This is a genomic window from Halobacillus trueperi, from assembly GCF_003386945.1.
GTDB lineage: Bacteria > Bacillota > Bacilli > Bacillales > Halobacillaceae > Halobacillus > Halobacillus aidingensis.
Genome location: NZ_QUAE01000019.1, coordinates 1 through 15,182, shown reverse-complemented (window position 1 = coordinate 15,182; position 15,182 = coordinate 1). Strand labels below are relative to the sequence as shown.

Here is a 15,182-nt window from a genome sequence, read left to right as displayed (position 1 = left end):
ATGGAGGTTTTTAACAGTGGACAATTCCGAACACCTGCCATTGCAGGGGGTACGCGTACTAGAATTGGGAACGCTTCTTGCCGGTCCATTTACAGGAAGGTTGTTAGCTGATTTCGGGGCTGAAGTCATAAAAGTAGAACCTCCTGGAAAGTCCGACCCTATGAGAAATTGGGGCAAGAAGAAAGATGGCGTAGGTTTATGGTGGCCGATTCAATCTCGTAATAAAAAGTCTATAACACTGAACCTTAGAGAGGAAGCGGGCCAACGTGTTCTGAAAGATTTAGTGAAGGAGTCGGATATCATCATAGAGAATTTCCGGCCAGGAACGATGGAAAAGTGGGGCCTCTCCTATGAAAGGCTTTCGGAGATCAATCCGAAAATTATCATGGTCCGAACATCCGGATTTGGTCAAACGGGGCCTTATAATAAACGAGCCGGGTTCGGAAGTGTCGCAGAAGCGATGGGAGGCTTGCGGTATGTGACTGGATTCCCTGATCGTCCCCCTTCAAGAATCGGCATCAGTATCGGGGATACGCTTGCCGCACTGTTCGCTACGATCGGATGTTTGACGGCGTTACATGAACGTGAAAGGTCAGGCGAAGGTCAGGTGGTGGATACAGCCATCTATGAAGCGGTATTTTCTGTAATGGAGAGTACGATTCCGGATTATTTGCTTACGGGCTATGTGCGTGAACGGATGGGAAATATTTTGCCTGGAGTCGCTCCTTCAAATATATATCTGACGAAAGACGAGACTTTTATTGTGATTGGGGCGAATTCGGACGGTGTTTTTATGAGGTTGTGTGAAGCGATGGCTGAACCTGAATTGGCAGTTAATGAAAAATATTCTACGCACGATGCAAGAGCTAAACATATGAAGGAACTCGATCTGCATATTGAACAATGGACCAAATCGCTGACAGCGGAAGAGAGTCTTGCCTTACTCGAAAAGCATGGTGTCCCCTCAGGAATGATTTATAGCGCTAAAGACATTGTCGAAGACCCTCATTATAAGGAGAGGGAGATGATTGTACCTGTAGAGCATCCTGAGCTTGGAGAATTTCCAATGCCGGGAGTCGTCCCAAAATTAAGCCGTACCCCTGGAAAAATACATAAACCAGGGGCCGTGAAGATGGGGGTGGATAATGAGAAAGTGTTTAAAGACATCTTAGGCATGACAAATGAGCAAATGGAAGAGTTGAAAGGAAACCATATCATTTAAAGGAGGATCATATGTCTGATACTTTCCAAGGGTTTGGTGAAAGTATTCATTTTGGTAAGAACCCGGCTGTTCTAGTTGTTGATTTCATCAATGGATTTACAGATGAATCCTGCGACCTTGGATCCAATTTAGACGAAGAGGTTTCTCATACCAAACGTTTGCTTGATATAGCCAGATCACGTCGACTGCCTATCCTATTCACAACAGTCGTGTACGAGCCCCATTATCTCGATGGCGGGCATTTCATTGAGAAGGTTCCTGCCTTGAAATGCCTGTTACAGGATAGTGGATGGGTGGATTTGGATGAACGTTTGGAACGGAGAGAGAATGAAGAACCGCTCATTGAAAAGAAGTTTGCCAGTTCTTTCTTCGGTACCAGTCTCCATTCCATACTCGCCTACAAAAACATTGATACTCTGATTATCACTGGATGTACGACATCAGGGTGTATCAGGGCCACAGTCGTGGATGCTCTCCAGTATGGGTACAAAGCGATTGTTCCCAAAGAGTGCGTGGGGGATCGATCCGAGAAAGCGCATCACAGCAATTTGTATGACATTCAAACGAAGTATGGGGAAGTCGTGGCGGTTGAAGATGTCGGGAATTACTTGAAAACCATTTAATCTAATATTCGGAGGGATCGGACATGTACAGAGTTGCTGTTGATGTCGGTGGTACTTTTACTGACGTAGTGCTTCAAAATGAAAGTACAGGAAATATTATTGGTACGAAGACACCTTCTACTCCATCAGATCAGTCGATTGGGTTGATGAAAGGGATCCAAAAGATTTGTGAGGAAAACGATATCCAGTTATCACAAATCCAATCCATCATGCACGGAACCACAGTTGCGACAAACGCTGTATTGGAAGGGAAAGGGGCGAAAGTAGGTCTCATTACGACAGAAGGCTTTGAGCAAATATTGCATGTCGCCCGGTCATGGACACCCGCTCCGATAAGTGCCTGGATGGGTTTCATAAAGCCTGATCCTCTCGCCGACCTTATTTATACACGGGGTGCTAAGGAAAGGATTGATGCAAAAGGGGAAGTTTTGACAGAACTGGATGAGGAACAGGTTCGTTCTGAAATCAAGGCCCTTTATGAAGAAGGAATTGAAAGTTTGACTGTAAGTTTATTGAACTCCTACGCGAATCCCACACATGAACAAAGAATCCGTGAAATTGCTGAAGAGATTGATCCTAATATCCTTGTCAGTATCTCCTACGATATCTTACCTGAATTCAGAGAATATGAACGAACGCTCACCACTGTTATGAACTCATATGTCAGACCCCCTATGCAAAGATACTTAACGAATATCCAAAACAAACTAGAGGATTTAAATTTAAATAGCCGCTTGAGCATTGTTCGCTCCGATGGTGGATTGATGAGCATACCCGCTGCAGCTTCTCTACCTGTGCACACGATGCTCTCTGGTCCTTCCGGGGGCGTTACGGCTGCGGCAATGATCGGCTCGCAAACGGGAAATCGGAATGTCATTTCCTTTGATATGGGCGGCACATCCACGGACGTATCTCTGACCTATGACGGCACACCACGTGTTTCCAGAGAAACAAAAGTGGGGGTCTTCCCGGTCAAGTCTCCTTCTTTGGAAGTGGAAAGCATCGGGGCGGGTGGAGGTTCCATTGCCCATGTTCCGCCTACTGGAGCGTTACGCGTCGGCCCCCAAAGCGCCGGTTCAGAACCGGGCCCGGCGAGTTACGGTTCTGGAGGAGAAGACCCTACCGTTACGGATGCGAATGTCGTGTTAGGGTATTTGCCTCCAAGCCTTGTGGGTGGAGAGATGAAGTTGGACGTAGAAGCGGCTGAAAAAGCAGTTCAGAGAGTTGCTGAAAAGCTGGATACGGACATCTACCATGCAGCACAGGGGATCTATGACATCGTTAATGAAAATATGTATGGGGCGACAAGGGTCGTCTCTGTCGAGAGAGGTTATGATCCGAGGGAGTTTTCGTTACTGGCTCTAGGAGGAGCCGGCCCACTCCACGCGAATGCACTTGGGAAACTGACAGGTAGTTTTCCGGTCATTTTACCTCCAACACCAGGAGTATTATCTGCGCTAGGATTCTTGCAATCAGATATTAGAAATGAATACTCAAGAACTTATATCCACAAGCTGAGTCAATTGGATCGTGAGAGTCTGATTGCAGCATTGAATGACCTCTATCTGGACTGCCATTCATGGCTTGAACAAGAGAAAGTAGAGGAAGACCAGAGGTTGATCAGATTTGAAGTTGATGTTCGTTATTTCCGACAAGGTCATGAAATTCCTATAAAAGTAACGAAAGAAGAGTTGGATAACATCGGAGTGTCTATTTTGGCAGAACGTTTCAGCTCCATTCATGAACAGATTTATGGATTCAAGATGGACGTGGAAGTCGAACTTGTAAACATTAGAGCTATTGCAATAGGAAAAGTGGTATCTCCATCCATTCCCATGGTGGAAGAGGGAGAGGTAGATGCATCGGGCGCGATTATAGATCATGAGCATAAAGCATTCTTTAATGGCGAATTCAAATCAACCCCAATCTATGAAAGGAACTTACTTAAACCGAACAATAAAATCATAGGTCCAGCCATCATCAGTCAAAAAGACACAACGACTCTAGTGCTTCCGGGATTCACAGCAGCCATTGATAAGAATTTGAACATTCTCATAGAGGAGGGAGCTTCCTTATGAAAAATATCGACACAATAACGGTGGATATTATTGAAAACGCTTTAAAAAACATAAAAGAAGAAATGGATGTCACTCTATTCAGATCTGCCATGTCACCGGTCATCCGGGAGCAGCATGACTGTTTTCCTATGATTACAGACGCTGAAGGACAAATGGTGGTCGGGAATTTCGGCTCCCACGTGCCTGAGGTCGTCAATCAATTTCCTGAAGGTGTCCATAAAGGGGATGTGATTTTTGTCAGTGACCCGTACAGTTGCGGAGGATCGATTTCGCATGTGAATGATTGGATGGTCATCCTTCCCATTTTTTCAGGGGAAGAACTTGTAGGGTATTCTTCTATGTTCGGTCATGTGATGGATGTAGGGGGACCTGTCCCTTCGAGCATGCCGGTGACAGCTACTTCCATTTATGGAGAAGGGGTCCGCTTTCCACCGGTCAAACTATTTGAAAAAGGTCAATTGAATGAATCGATCATTCGTATTATTAAAGCGAATACGCGTACACCTATGGAAAATTACAGTGATCTCATGGCTATCGTAGCTTCGTGCCGTACAGCGGAAAAGCGGGTGCAGGAGTTATGTGAACGTTTCGGTATAGATACCTATTTCGGAGCTTTGGAAGCTCTGCTTGAGCGGACAAATAAAATGATGCGTGAGCTGATCACGAACTTCTTACCGACAGAACCGGTCTCTTTTGAAGATTACATCGATGACGATGGTCTTGGAAACGGCCCTTTTAAAATGAAGCTCACAATATGGCGGGAAGGCGATCATGCCTATTTTGACTGGACGGGGACGGATAAGCAGTCTCCTGGGCCCATTAACTATTATTTGAGTGAACCTATGTTCAAAATGTTCATCGGTTCTTTCCTCATTTCAGTCTTTGACCCTGCGATCAATTTTAATGATGGTTTCTATGACGTCCTTCATATCGAATCTCCAGAAGGTACTTTGATGAGGCCAGTTGAACCTGCAGCACTCGGATGTCGTACACATGCCCTCAGCCGTTTGTTCGATGTGTTAAGTGGAGCGCTCTCTATCAATACACCAGAGAACAGCCCGGCAGCTGGATACGGCACGAGCCCTTACTTCATTTATTCGGGCTATGATCAAGACGGTCGATATTTCAACCTCATGGAGGTCATGTATGGAGGTCTTCCGGGACGACCGATTGGAGACGGGTTGGACGGGCATTCATGGTGGCCGGCGTTCGTGAATATTCCGACAGAATACCTAGAAACCTATTATCCTTTACGTGTGGAATATTACCGAACTGGTAAAGACTCTGGTGGGGCAGGAATGAACAGAGGCGGAAACTGCAATGAGAAATTATATACATGTCTGGCGAAGGGGACTGTATCCATTCACGACGACCGGTCTACCTTGCAGCCCTGGGGCATCAATGGCGGAGAACCAGGCGGGTCTTCTTCTAAGACATTAATAAGAAAAGATGGCTCAAAACAGAAGCTTGATTCGAAAGTGGACAATATTGAAGTGGAACCTGGTGATCAGATTCTATTCATTACAGGTGGTAGCGGGGGATGGGGAGACCCTCTAGAACGTAAGCCGGAACAAGTTTGTATGGATGTGAAACGAGAATTGGTCAGTCTTGAAAAAGCCAAAGAATCCTACGGGGTCGTTTTGAATCCATCGACGTTGGAAATCCAACGAGAAGAAACGGTGGAATTGAGGAATCAGATGAGAAGGCTAAGAGGGAACTTAGAAGCGTTCAACTTCGGGAACCGAGCGGATGTTGTAAAGGTGTGAACGGTTTAGGTTCTGTTAGTCAATCGAAAACAAAGAGAACAGTCTATTCAGAAGGGAGAGAGACAGGTTGGGTAAAACCCTATATGAAAAAATATGGGATCGCCATGTAGTGGAAAGCCGAGAGAATGAACCGGATCTCATCTACATCGATCTTCACTTGATTCATGAAGTGACCTCCCCACAAGCTTTTGACGGATTAAAAAAAGAAAATAGAACCGTTCGGCGGCCGGAGTTGACGCTAGCGACCATGGATCACAGCATTCCTACTGAAAATCGGGAATTCCCATTTCAGGATCCCGGGGCCCAGCTGCAAGTAGAAGCACTAGAAAAGAATTGCAAGGAGTTTCATATCCCCCTTTTCAACCTAGGGAGTGACCGACAAGGTATCGTTCATGTGATCGCACCGGAGCAGGGGCTGACATTACCTGGCCAGACGATGGTTTGTGGTGACAGTCACGCCTCCACTCATGGGGCGTTCGGAGCGCTCGCGTTCGGGATCGGGACGAGTGAGGTTGAACACGTTTTGGCTACACAATGTTTGCAGTTGGTGCCCTCCAAAACGTTGGCGATCCAATTCACCGGCGAGTTATCGCCGGGGATTACATCTAAGGATTTGATTTTGGCATTGATCGGTGCTTATGGGAATGACTTTGCCACAGGTTATGTCATTGAATATCGTGGCGACCCGATCGAAGCTATGTCGATGGAGCAGCGGATGACGATTTGTAATATGTCAATAGAGTTCGGCGCACGGGCTGGTTTGATGGCTCCAGATCAAGCAACTTTCGATTACATTAAAGACAAACCCTTTGCCCCGAAAGGATCTGACTGGGAAACAGCTCTCGAAGATTGGAGGGGATTATACAGTGATGAGGAGGCCGGTTTTGATAAGGTCATCCATTTCGATGTCACTCAAGTATCCCCCCAAGTCACCTGGGGGACAAACCCTGGCCAAGTCGTCAGCGTCAAAGGAGAGGTTCCAAGTCCGGAAGCTTATTCTGGATTTTCGCGCTCCAATGTCGAAAACGCTTTAGATTATATGGGATTAAAACCTGCAACTAAGATGGAGGACATCTCGATCGATGTAGTTTTCATAGGTTCCTGCACGAATAGCAGAATCGAAGACTTGAGAGAAGCCGCTCGAGTGTTGAAAGGTTATGAAAAATCTCCTAATCTTCGTGGAATCGTCGTCCCTGGATCGCAGCAAGTCAAAGCCCAGGCTGAAGCAGAAGGGCTTCACCACATATTCTTGGAAGCTGGACTGGAATGGCGGAATTCCGGGTGCAGCATGTGTCTTGGGATGAATGATGATTTTGTCGGGCCGAACGAAAGGTGTGCGTCTACCTCGAATCGGAATTTTGAAGGAAGGCAAGGAGAAAATGCAAGGACTCACCTCGTCAGCCCGGCTATGGCAGCTGCCGCAGCGGTCAAAGGTCATTTCTATGACATCAGAGACTGGGAGTACAAACTTCAGGAGGTGCATTCATGAACCCCTTTACCGTCCATGATGGAATTGTTGCGCCTTTTAATCGGTCCAATGTGGATACAGATACGATCATCCCGAAGCAGTTCTTGAAATTGATGAAAAAAGAAGGGTATGGGAAGTTTCTCTTTTATGACTGGAGATATCTTGATGGAGAAGAAGAAAATCCAGAATTCATCCTTAACCGCTCCCACTATAAGAAGGCTTCCATACTCTTGTCGAGAGATAACTTCGGCAGCGGGTCGTCGAGGGAACATGCGGTTTGGTCACTCAAAGATTTCGGTTTTCGTGTGATCATTTCCTCGTCGTTTGCTGATATCTTTTACTCGAATTGTGTCAAAAACGGTGTCCTACCTGTAGTTTTACCACAGGAATCGATAGAAGAACTATTCGATCGAGAAGAAAAATCAGAGATCTACCGACTGGAAGTTGATCTGGAAAAACTAGTGATCACCGATTTCAACGGATTTAAAGAGTCATTTGAAGTGGATCCATTCATTAAAGAAATGCTCCTTAACGGATGGGATGAAATCAGTATGACGCTTAAGAAAGAAAAGTCCATTGAAGATTTTGAAAGGAAACACCTGATTCACTTTAGTCTGAAAGATGCCGTTCCTCATATGGATTCTGAATGATTGTTTACAAGCGTTTATGCTTGTATATCGTGAACTAATTCCTGTTTCTTCAGGGTTAAATAACATGTAATAAACATTTCTGAAAATAGTGTACAGCTTTTATGTGCAACTCTATTACCACTAACAAAATGTTTTTAATGTTGAAAAAGTATGTCAGGGGGGAGTCATGTTATGGATAAGGACAAACAAATGCCTTTGGGTGATTTGAGAGTATTGGAACTTGGAACGTTGCTTGCAGGACCGTTTACCGGGAGGGTGTTGGCGGATTTCGGTGCGGAAGTGATTAAGGTGGAACCACCCGGAAAAGCAGATCCCATGAGAAAGTGGGGGAAAGAAAAAGATGGTGTGGGGTTGTGGTGGCCTGTCCAGTCCCGGAACAAAAAGTCGATTACGATTAACCTGAGGGAAAAAGAGGGGCAGAACTTGTTAAAAGAACTGGTGGAGAGTGCTGATATACTAATTGAAAATTTCAGGCCTGGTACTATGGAAAAATGGAATCTCTCTTATGAAACATTGTCGGAAATCAACCCTAAGTTGATAATGGTTCGGACCTCTGGTTTCGGCCAAACTGGTCCTTACAAAGAAAGAGCTGGTTTTGGCAGTGTCGGTGAAGCGATGGGTGGATTGCGTCACGTAACGGGGTATAAGGATCGAGCGCCTACGAGAACAGGTGTTTCCATTGGGGATACGCTTTCTGCGTTGTTTGCGACCATCGGTTGTCTCGTAGCCGTAAATGAAAGGAACCTTTCCGGGAAAGGACAGGTTGTAGACACTGCCCTGTATGAATCTGTATTTTCCGTCATGGAAAGTTTGATTCCTGATTACATGCTAGCTGATTTCGTGAGGGAGAGAATGGGGAACATCCTGCCTGGTGTAGCGCCGTCCAACATTTATCAGACGAAGGATGATACGTATGTAGTTATCGGGGCAAATGCGGATGGTGTATTCAGACGTCTTTGTGAAGCGATGGGGCATGAGGAGTTGGCGGAAGATCCTGATTATGCCACCCATGAAGCCCGGGGTAGGAACATGAAGAAATTAGATCTTCTGATTGAAGAATGGACGAAGAAGTTACCATCGAATGAATTACTCAGTCTTTTGGAAAAAAAAGGAGTACCATCCGGCCTTATTTATTCTGCCAAAGATATTGTTGAAGATCCTCATTACCAGGCAAGGGAGATGATCGTCACTGTTGATCATCCTGAACTAGGAGATTTCCCAATGCCCGGGGTTGTTCCAAAGCTTAGCCGTACGCCTGGTAAAGTGAAATTTCCGGGTGCTGAAAAAATGGGTCAACATAACGAAGAAATATTTAAAGACATTCTTGATTATTCAGATCGTGACATTAAGGCATTTCAAGACAGAGGAATCATTTAATTTCCCGGGGGAGTTCAGAATAGGACTCCCGGTGTTATAAAGTTTTTTGTAAGCGGTACCATTTACAATGTATAACGCTTACATATAGCACAATAACACTATTGTGTTACGTAAGGATGAGTAAGAAAACCACTTAATATGATACTTAGACAAACCTTTCATTTATTTTCTGAAGACTAATCATTCAGGAGGGGCCAAATGGAAAAAAATGAAGTGAAAGAGCCAATCCAACAAAAGTGGATCTGGATTGGAGTTGTTTTGATGATGCTTGCTATTGTTCCCTGGTATTTTCCAAGAGGAGGAGAAATTACAATCATATTGGGTTTCCCTGCCTGGGCATTGGTGTCTCTGTTCTTTTCCCTAATCTTATGTGGTTATTTAAGTTGGCTTTGTGTAAATCAATGGAACATTGTTGAAGACATGGAAGAAGACAGAAAATAAACAGGGAGGTCATTGAATGGATTTAGCTTTTTCAGGTATGGATGGCGTCATCATTCTTCTATCTTATGCGATTGTCATGTTGTTGATCGGTTACCTTTCGGGTAGGGGGAAGAATCTTCAAAATAGTTTATCTGATTATTTTTTAGCCGGTAAAAACCTGGGAATCATTGCTCTTTTCTTCACCTTGTACGCTACTCAGTACAGCGGGAACACTATCGTCGGATATGCCCCTGCCGCTTACCGTATGGGTTTCGGTTGGCTCCAATCCATTTCGTTCATGACGATAATCATCGCAGCTTATTTGCTTTTCGCTCCCAGACTCTACGTAGTGTCGAAAAGAAAAAACTTTATCACCCCTACAGATTGGGTGCATCATCGATTTAAGTCTAGTCCTGTCACGATTTTAAGCGTCATTTTAATGTTGTGGGGGCTCGGGAACTACCTTCTCGAGCAGCTGGTGGCTATCGGACAGGCGGTCTCAGGCCTCACAGGTGGAACCATTCCGTATCAGTTCGCCGTCATAGCTTTTGTTCTGGTTATGCTCGCTTATGAGTGGATGGGTGGAATGAAAGCCGTAGCATTCACGGATGTAATGCAGGGTGTAGTACTAATGGTAGGAATCATCATCTTTCTTGCCGGTTCGTTATATCTTGTAGGGGGAAACTTCGGAAACGTAACGTCTTTCATTGCGGATAATGAACCTGCGAAAGTTGGGGTGCCGCCAATGGATGCTTCAATTAACTGGATGAGTATGCTAATTCTAGTCGGGTTCGGAGCGGCCATCTACCCGCATGCAGTACAGCGAATCTATTCCGCACAAAGTGAGAAAACGTTGAAAAAGTCGCTTTCCCGCATGGCATGGATGCCTCCGCTTACGACCGGACTTGTATTCGTCATCGGGATTATCGGAATTATGATGTTTCCAGGCCTAAGTAGCGGGGATTCGGAGCAGCTAGTAGGGATGATGGCAAATGAAATCGCTGCAATCAATTCCTTTTATTACTGGATCATGATTCTTTTCTTCGGAGGAATAGTTGCAGCAATTGTATCTACTGCGGATTCTGTACTACTAAGCTTTTCATCTATGATCTCAAATGACATATATGGTAGGTTCGTAAATCCGAGAGCGACCGAACATAAGAAAGTACTGATTGGAAAAGTTGTTGGAATCATCGCAGTTGCGGCTTTATTGTGGCTCGCCTGGAATCCTCCCGCCACACTGTATGAAATTTTCGTATTAAAATTTGAACTGCTAGTTCAGGTGGCTCCGGCGATTATTCTCGGCCTTTACTGGAAGAGATTATCCGCAAAGCCTGTCTTTTGGGGAATGTTGCTCGGTGCACTGCTCGCAGGAATTATGACGTTGACAGGGTACAAAACGGTATTTGGTATCCACGGAGGTGTCCTTGGCCTCGGGCTCAACGTCTTCATAGCAGTTGTTGGATCTCTATTTGTCACAACATCTGCGAAAGAAGAATCAGAAGTGGAAGAGATGACTTCCCTTAAACTAGAAGCGTAATTTATAGAAAATGAGATGAATAAATGATGCAGTTATACAAAACGCTCACCAAACAATCCTATCAATATAATCCTTGGAAAATGTTAGTGTGGCTACTGATTGCACAGATTATGGTTGCATTCCTAGGAAGAAGCCTTGGGCCATTGGGAGTGTTGATAGGAGAAGATTTCGAATTATCTAAAGCGCAGGTAGGCCTGCTCCCATCCTCTTTATTTATCGGACAAGCGCTGGCTTCTGTACCCGCTGGGTTTATGGTCGATCGACTTGGGTCAAGAATACTGCTATTGTGTGTCGCTTTCTGTATGGGGCTCAGTTTCATGGGTCTGACTCTACACTCATATTACTGGCTCCTTCTCGTTCTGATTGGCTGTGGTGGGATTGGGTACGGGGCCATGCACCCGACGACGAACCGTGGCATTGTGTACTGGTTTGAACAAAAGCGTCGGGGCACAGCTATGGGCATTAAACAAATGGGAATCACGCTCGGGTCAGCATTGTCCGGGCTGATTCTTCTACCCATGGCTGTCACCTACGGATGGAGACCAGTTCTTTTTATAGCAGCCGTTCTCCTTGTGGGAGCGGGTATGCTGTCGTACTTCCAATACAGAGACCATGAACAGGCAGGACAGCACGAGAAACAGTCGCTGAAAAAATTTTATGCCTCTCTCTGGTCGATGACGAAAAATAAACCGCTACTCTATGTCAGTCTGAGCGCTTTATGTCTGAATGGATCGCAGATGACTTTGAATACGTATATCGTCTTCTACAGTCATGAAAAACTGAACATCTCTCTCTATTTAGCTGGAATCCTTTTCGTCGTTTCAGAAGTAAGTGGTTCTCTAGGCAGAGTCGGATGGGGTGTGATCAGTGACCGTTTTTTTGATGGGAGGCGCATTGTGATACTTTTAGTCATCGCTGTGCTGACGATTCTCTCCAGTACGACAGTTGCTCTCGTTCCGGAAACGACAGGGTTTGTAACGATGATTCCGATAGTCGCTGTTTTCGGCTTTGCAATTTCCGGATTCAATGGGATATGGATGAATGTGGCATCAGAGCTTGTCCCCAAAGAAAAATCAGGATTGGCGACCGGATTCAGTATTATGCTTGGGTCTATGGGAGTAATTCTTCTTCCTCCTCTTTTTGGCCTCATGGTTGATGTCAGTGGAGGCTATACGGTCGGTTGGTTGTCGATTGCAGGTCTTATGATCATTGTACTTTCGTTGCTAATAGCGATATCGTTTCATTTGAAAAAGACAAATCATGTCTTATAGAAAATGGAAGCGAGCTTAAGACTCCTTTGATAAGTAGACACTTTTCGGGGAGGTATTTAAGTTTTCATGGTGGAAACTGCCTATGAATTGCAGCTTAACGAAGCTGTGTCGAGCAATAGCTAGTAATAGAATCAAGATTTTATACTTTCTTTAAAGGAGCAATAACATGAAGTTTATACCTGAACAAATGGAAACAAAATCTGTTTATAAGCTTTTGACAGGAGCTGTCGTCCCCCGACCGATTGCATGGGTGTCTACGATGTCTAGACAAGGAACTTTGAATCTGTCCCCTTTCAGCTTTTTTACCGTAGCTTCACGCCAACCGCCAATGTTATGTATTTCCATTGGACCGGGAGTAGGAGAAAGAGAGGGAACTGTCAAAGATACGCTTGTGAACATCAGAGAGGGAGGGGAATTCGTTATCAATGTAGTACCTTCAGCCCTCGGCAATCAGATGCAAAAGACATCAGAAAATCATGCTCCTCATGTAAATGAGTTTTCTGTAGCAGGTCTGACTCCGTTAGACAGTGATATTGTTTTGCCGAAAAGGGTCAAGGAAGCTCCAATCCACATGGAATGCAAACTGGAGAGGATCATTGAACTTGGAACTGATCATTTAATAATTGGAGAAATGGTGATGTATCACATCAAAGAGGAGTACTATTTAGGAAATGAAAAGGTCAACTTTGAAAAAATGAAGCCTTTGGGAAGATTTGCAGGAAATTATAGTGAAAGCAAAGACTTTTATACACTACCTATCCCAAAATAAAAACAGGTTGAGTAGAGGGTTTTGAAATTCATCTTATTGATCTCAAGTAAACGCATTAATAAATACGTAAAGGATTTTCTAGCAGGATGAATGTGCCTGATCCCCCCTGCGCAAAAGTGTTTAATTGAGGGAGTCAGGCGCTTTCTTCTATGCAACCGTTGCTTTCCGGTACCGGAACAAGCTTGCACTGATGAAGATGAATGTAAACAACACAAGGATCCAGATTGCATCCCTATAGTGAGAAAAAGACAGGGACTGTATTCATTCATGATAAAGTTCGACAGCAAGCCAGCCGATCGGAAAAATTCGGTGTCGCTTTTGCTTACGAAGCATTCAGAACCGCCTTTTCTTCCTCTGTTTTTCCCTTCTTGCCCCATGAAAAGCGCAAAAGATAAACGAGCGCTGTATACGTATAGAGTAGAGAGAAGTTTACTGACTGAGATTGTAACCAATGGAATTTTTATTCGATGCCGTCAATATGGCTGCATGAATCACCCTAGCCGATTACTTTATCGGCAACGGATTCAAGAATTTCTGACAAAGAGCTCCCATGGACGAACACTTGGAACAACCCATTAGGGACATCATGCCACATTGCTAAAAAACACATTCTAGCGTCTCGTCTGAAATATTTATTGTAGGATGGTGATTTGAATTGCGGATCTATGCGTGAATGAACATCAAAAAAACTACAGCGATTTTACAATCGTTGTAGCTTAATAATCAAAAAACTATTTTCTTGTATAACGCATTATCATGATTTCCATTATCTGTCATTAACGTTAACTGAAGATTTTTATTTGATTTTCTGTGATCCCTTTAATTAATCTCAGTTCACTAATTAAAAATTCATGTGCGTTATCAAACATTTTTTTTTCGCTTGTGTTAAGCGCTTTCTCTTTCTTCATACGCTTTAAATCACGTACGACTTCAGCACCTTCTTGTATTTTACCCGTTTTTATTTTGTCCGTATTCACTTTAAACCTTTGTTTCCATGGCAGTAATCTATCTGATTCTCCATGCTCAAATATGTGTATGATGTGTTTTAATGCATTTATGTCAGTAACTGGGCGTATACTTGAACTCGATATTTTACCCGTAGGAATCATGACTTGCATATTACTGATTAACATTTTTATCACATAATACTGTTGTTTTTCCCCCGAGATATCATTTTCTTCTATGGCTTTAATTATACCTACTCCGTGCATTGGATAAACAATGTTATCGCCAATTTGAAACAAAAAATCCACCTCCATATATGGTAACCTAGTTAAGCTTAACATATATGTTATTTTTTATCAAATTTTCAATGATATCATAATTAAATCTTCGTTGTCAAATCATTTTTCTTTAAAAATTAGAATAATCAAATTTCCCTTGAAAACGGCTAAATCGATCCCGTCACTTTTTCACAAAGTCACCTGAAAACAAAAACATTTATTGTACAGCATAAGTTTACTTCGTAATACAAGTGTAATGTGCTCACATAATTATACAAAAGTAAATAGTGGTAAAACGTCAGTCATTAAATGGTGAGATTTTTGTTACTTGGTGGGAAAAAGTATGGCAAAGGTGGTAAAATTCATTGTCTGTACTCAGAAGATGGATCGTTCAAACTTAGAATGAAAATCTGTTTTGCATAATTGGATTCAATAATACGCTTACATCTTAGGAGTTTTTTGTATCTATGATGATTCGGGTGCTGAAGTTTTCCGTTAGGATTGTCGGTGGATTTATTAGTTTTACTAAAAAAATAATCTTCGCTGTTCGGAAATGAATTCTGAATGTTATCTAACCAAAGCCCAATGATACAAAAAAAGAGACTTCCGAATTCGGAAGTCTCTTTTCTAACTAGTAACTATTATTTCTGAACGTTAGCAGCTTGTGGTCCACGGTTACCTTCAACAATTTCAAAGGAAACTGTCTCGTTTTCTTCTAATGTTTTGAAACCTTCGCCTTGAATAGCAGAGAAATGAACGAATACATCATCTTGCC

The 15,182-nt window shown here is 43.6% G+C and carries 13 protein-coding genes; 11 read left to right on the top strand and 2 right to left on the bottom strand.

Going from position 1 to position 15,182, the window contains the following annotated elements:
- Nucleotides 1-16 precede the first annotated feature (16 nt).
- From DYE48_RS16680 to DYE48_RS16630, 11 genes are all read left to right on the top strand, one after another.
- Entirely contained in the window at nucleotides 17-1,222 is a 1,206-nt protein-coding gene (locus DYE48_RS16680; RefSeq protein WP_115824630.1) for a CaiB/BaiF CoA transferase family protein, read from the top strand.
- Between the two features lie 11 nt (nucleotides 1,223-1,233).
- Nucleotides 1,234-1,845: an isochorismatase family protein gene (locus DYE48_RS16675; protein WP_115824629.1), complete on the top strand. Its 612-nt coding sequence runs from the start codon at nucleotides 1,234-1,236 to the stop codon at nucleotides 1,843-1,845.
- Nucleotides 1,846-1,868: 23 nt separating this feature from the next.
- Nucleotides 1,869-3,923 (top strand): hydantoinase/oxoprolinase family protein, encoded by a 2,055-nt coding sequence (locus DYE48_RS16670; protein ID WP_115824628.1) that lies wholly within the window; start codon nucleotides 1,869-1,871, stop codon nucleotides 3,921-3,923.
- Nucleotides 3,920-5,689 carry a hydantoinase B/oxoprolinase family protein gene (locus DYE48_RS16665; RefSeq protein WP_115824627.1) on the top strand — a complete coding sequence of 590 codons (1,770 nt, stop codon included), beginning with the start codon at nucleotides 3,920-3,922 and terminating at the stop codon, nucleotides 5,687-5,689. The genes DYE48_RS16670 and DYE48_RS16665 overlap by 4 nt, the downstream gene beginning before the upstream one ends.
- 67 nt (nucleotides 5,690-5,756) lie before the next feature.
- Nucleotides 5,757-7,178, top strand: a complete 1,422-nt coding sequence (gene leuC, locus DYE48_RS16660; RefSeq protein WP_115824626.1) for a 3-isopropylmalate dehydratase large subunit — start codon at nucleotides 5,757-5,759, stop codon at nucleotides 7,176-7,178.
- A complete protein-coding gene (leuD, locus tag DYE48_RS16655) occupies nucleotides 7,175-7,807 on the top strand; it encodes a 3-isopropylmalate dehydratase small subunit (protein WP_115824625.1) in 633 nt (210 codons plus the stop codon). Before leuC ends, leuD begins: the two co-directional genes overlap by 4 nt.
- Before the next feature lie 171 nt (nucleotides 7,808-7,978).
- Nucleotides 7,979-9,184, top strand: a complete 1,206-nt coding sequence (locus tag DYE48_RS16650) for a CaiB/BaiF CoA transferase family protein (RefSeq protein ID WP_115824624.1) — start codon at nucleotides 7,979-7,981, stop codon at nucleotides 9,182-9,184.
- A 198-nt stretch (nucleotides 9,185-9,382) separates the two neighbouring features.
- On the top strand, nucleotides 9,383-9,625 hold the full coding sequence (locus tag DYE48_RS16645; protein ID WP_115824623.1) for a hypothetical protein: 243 nt from the start codon (nucleotides 9,383-9,385) through the stop codon (nucleotides 9,623-9,625).
- 16 nt (nucleotides 9,626-9,641) lie between these two features.
- Entirely contained in the window at nucleotides 9,642-11,144 is a 1,503-nt protein-coding gene (locus tag DYE48_RS16640; RefSeq protein ID WP_115824622.1) for a sodium:solute symporter family protein, read from the top strand.
- A 23-nt stretch (nucleotides 11,145-11,167) separates the two neighbouring features.
- The gene (locus DYE48_RS16635) at nucleotides 11,168-12,415 is read left to right on the top strand and encodes an MFS transporter (protein WP_244199460.1); all 1,248 of its coding nucleotides are present in this window, start codon (nucleotides 11,168-11,170) and stop codon (nucleotides 12,413-12,415) included.
- A gap of 166 nt (nucleotides 12,416-12,581) precedes the next feature.
- A complete protein-coding gene (locus DYE48_RS16630; protein WP_115824621.1) occupies nucleotides 12,582-13,184 on the top strand; it encodes a flavin reductase family protein in 603 nt (200 codons plus the stop codon).
- Between the two features lie 782 nt (nucleotides 13,185-13,966).
- Here the strand turns inward: DYE48_RS16630 and DYE48_RS16625 are convergent.
- Together DYE48_RS16625 and DYE48_RS16620 are read right to left on the bottom strand one after the other, a co-directional pair.
- Nucleotides 13,967-14,443, bottom strand: a complete 477-nt coding sequence (locus DYE48_RS16625; RefSeq protein ID WP_115824620.1) for a CarD family transcriptional regulator — start codon at nucleotides 14,441-14,443, stop codon at nucleotides 13,967-13,969.
- Nucleotides 14,444-15,048: 605 nt separating this feature from the next.
- Nucleotides 15,049-15,182: cold shock domain-containing protein (locus tag DYE48_RS16620; RefSeq protein WP_147299292.1), on the bottom strand; the 134-nt coding region annotated here is incomplete at its 5' end.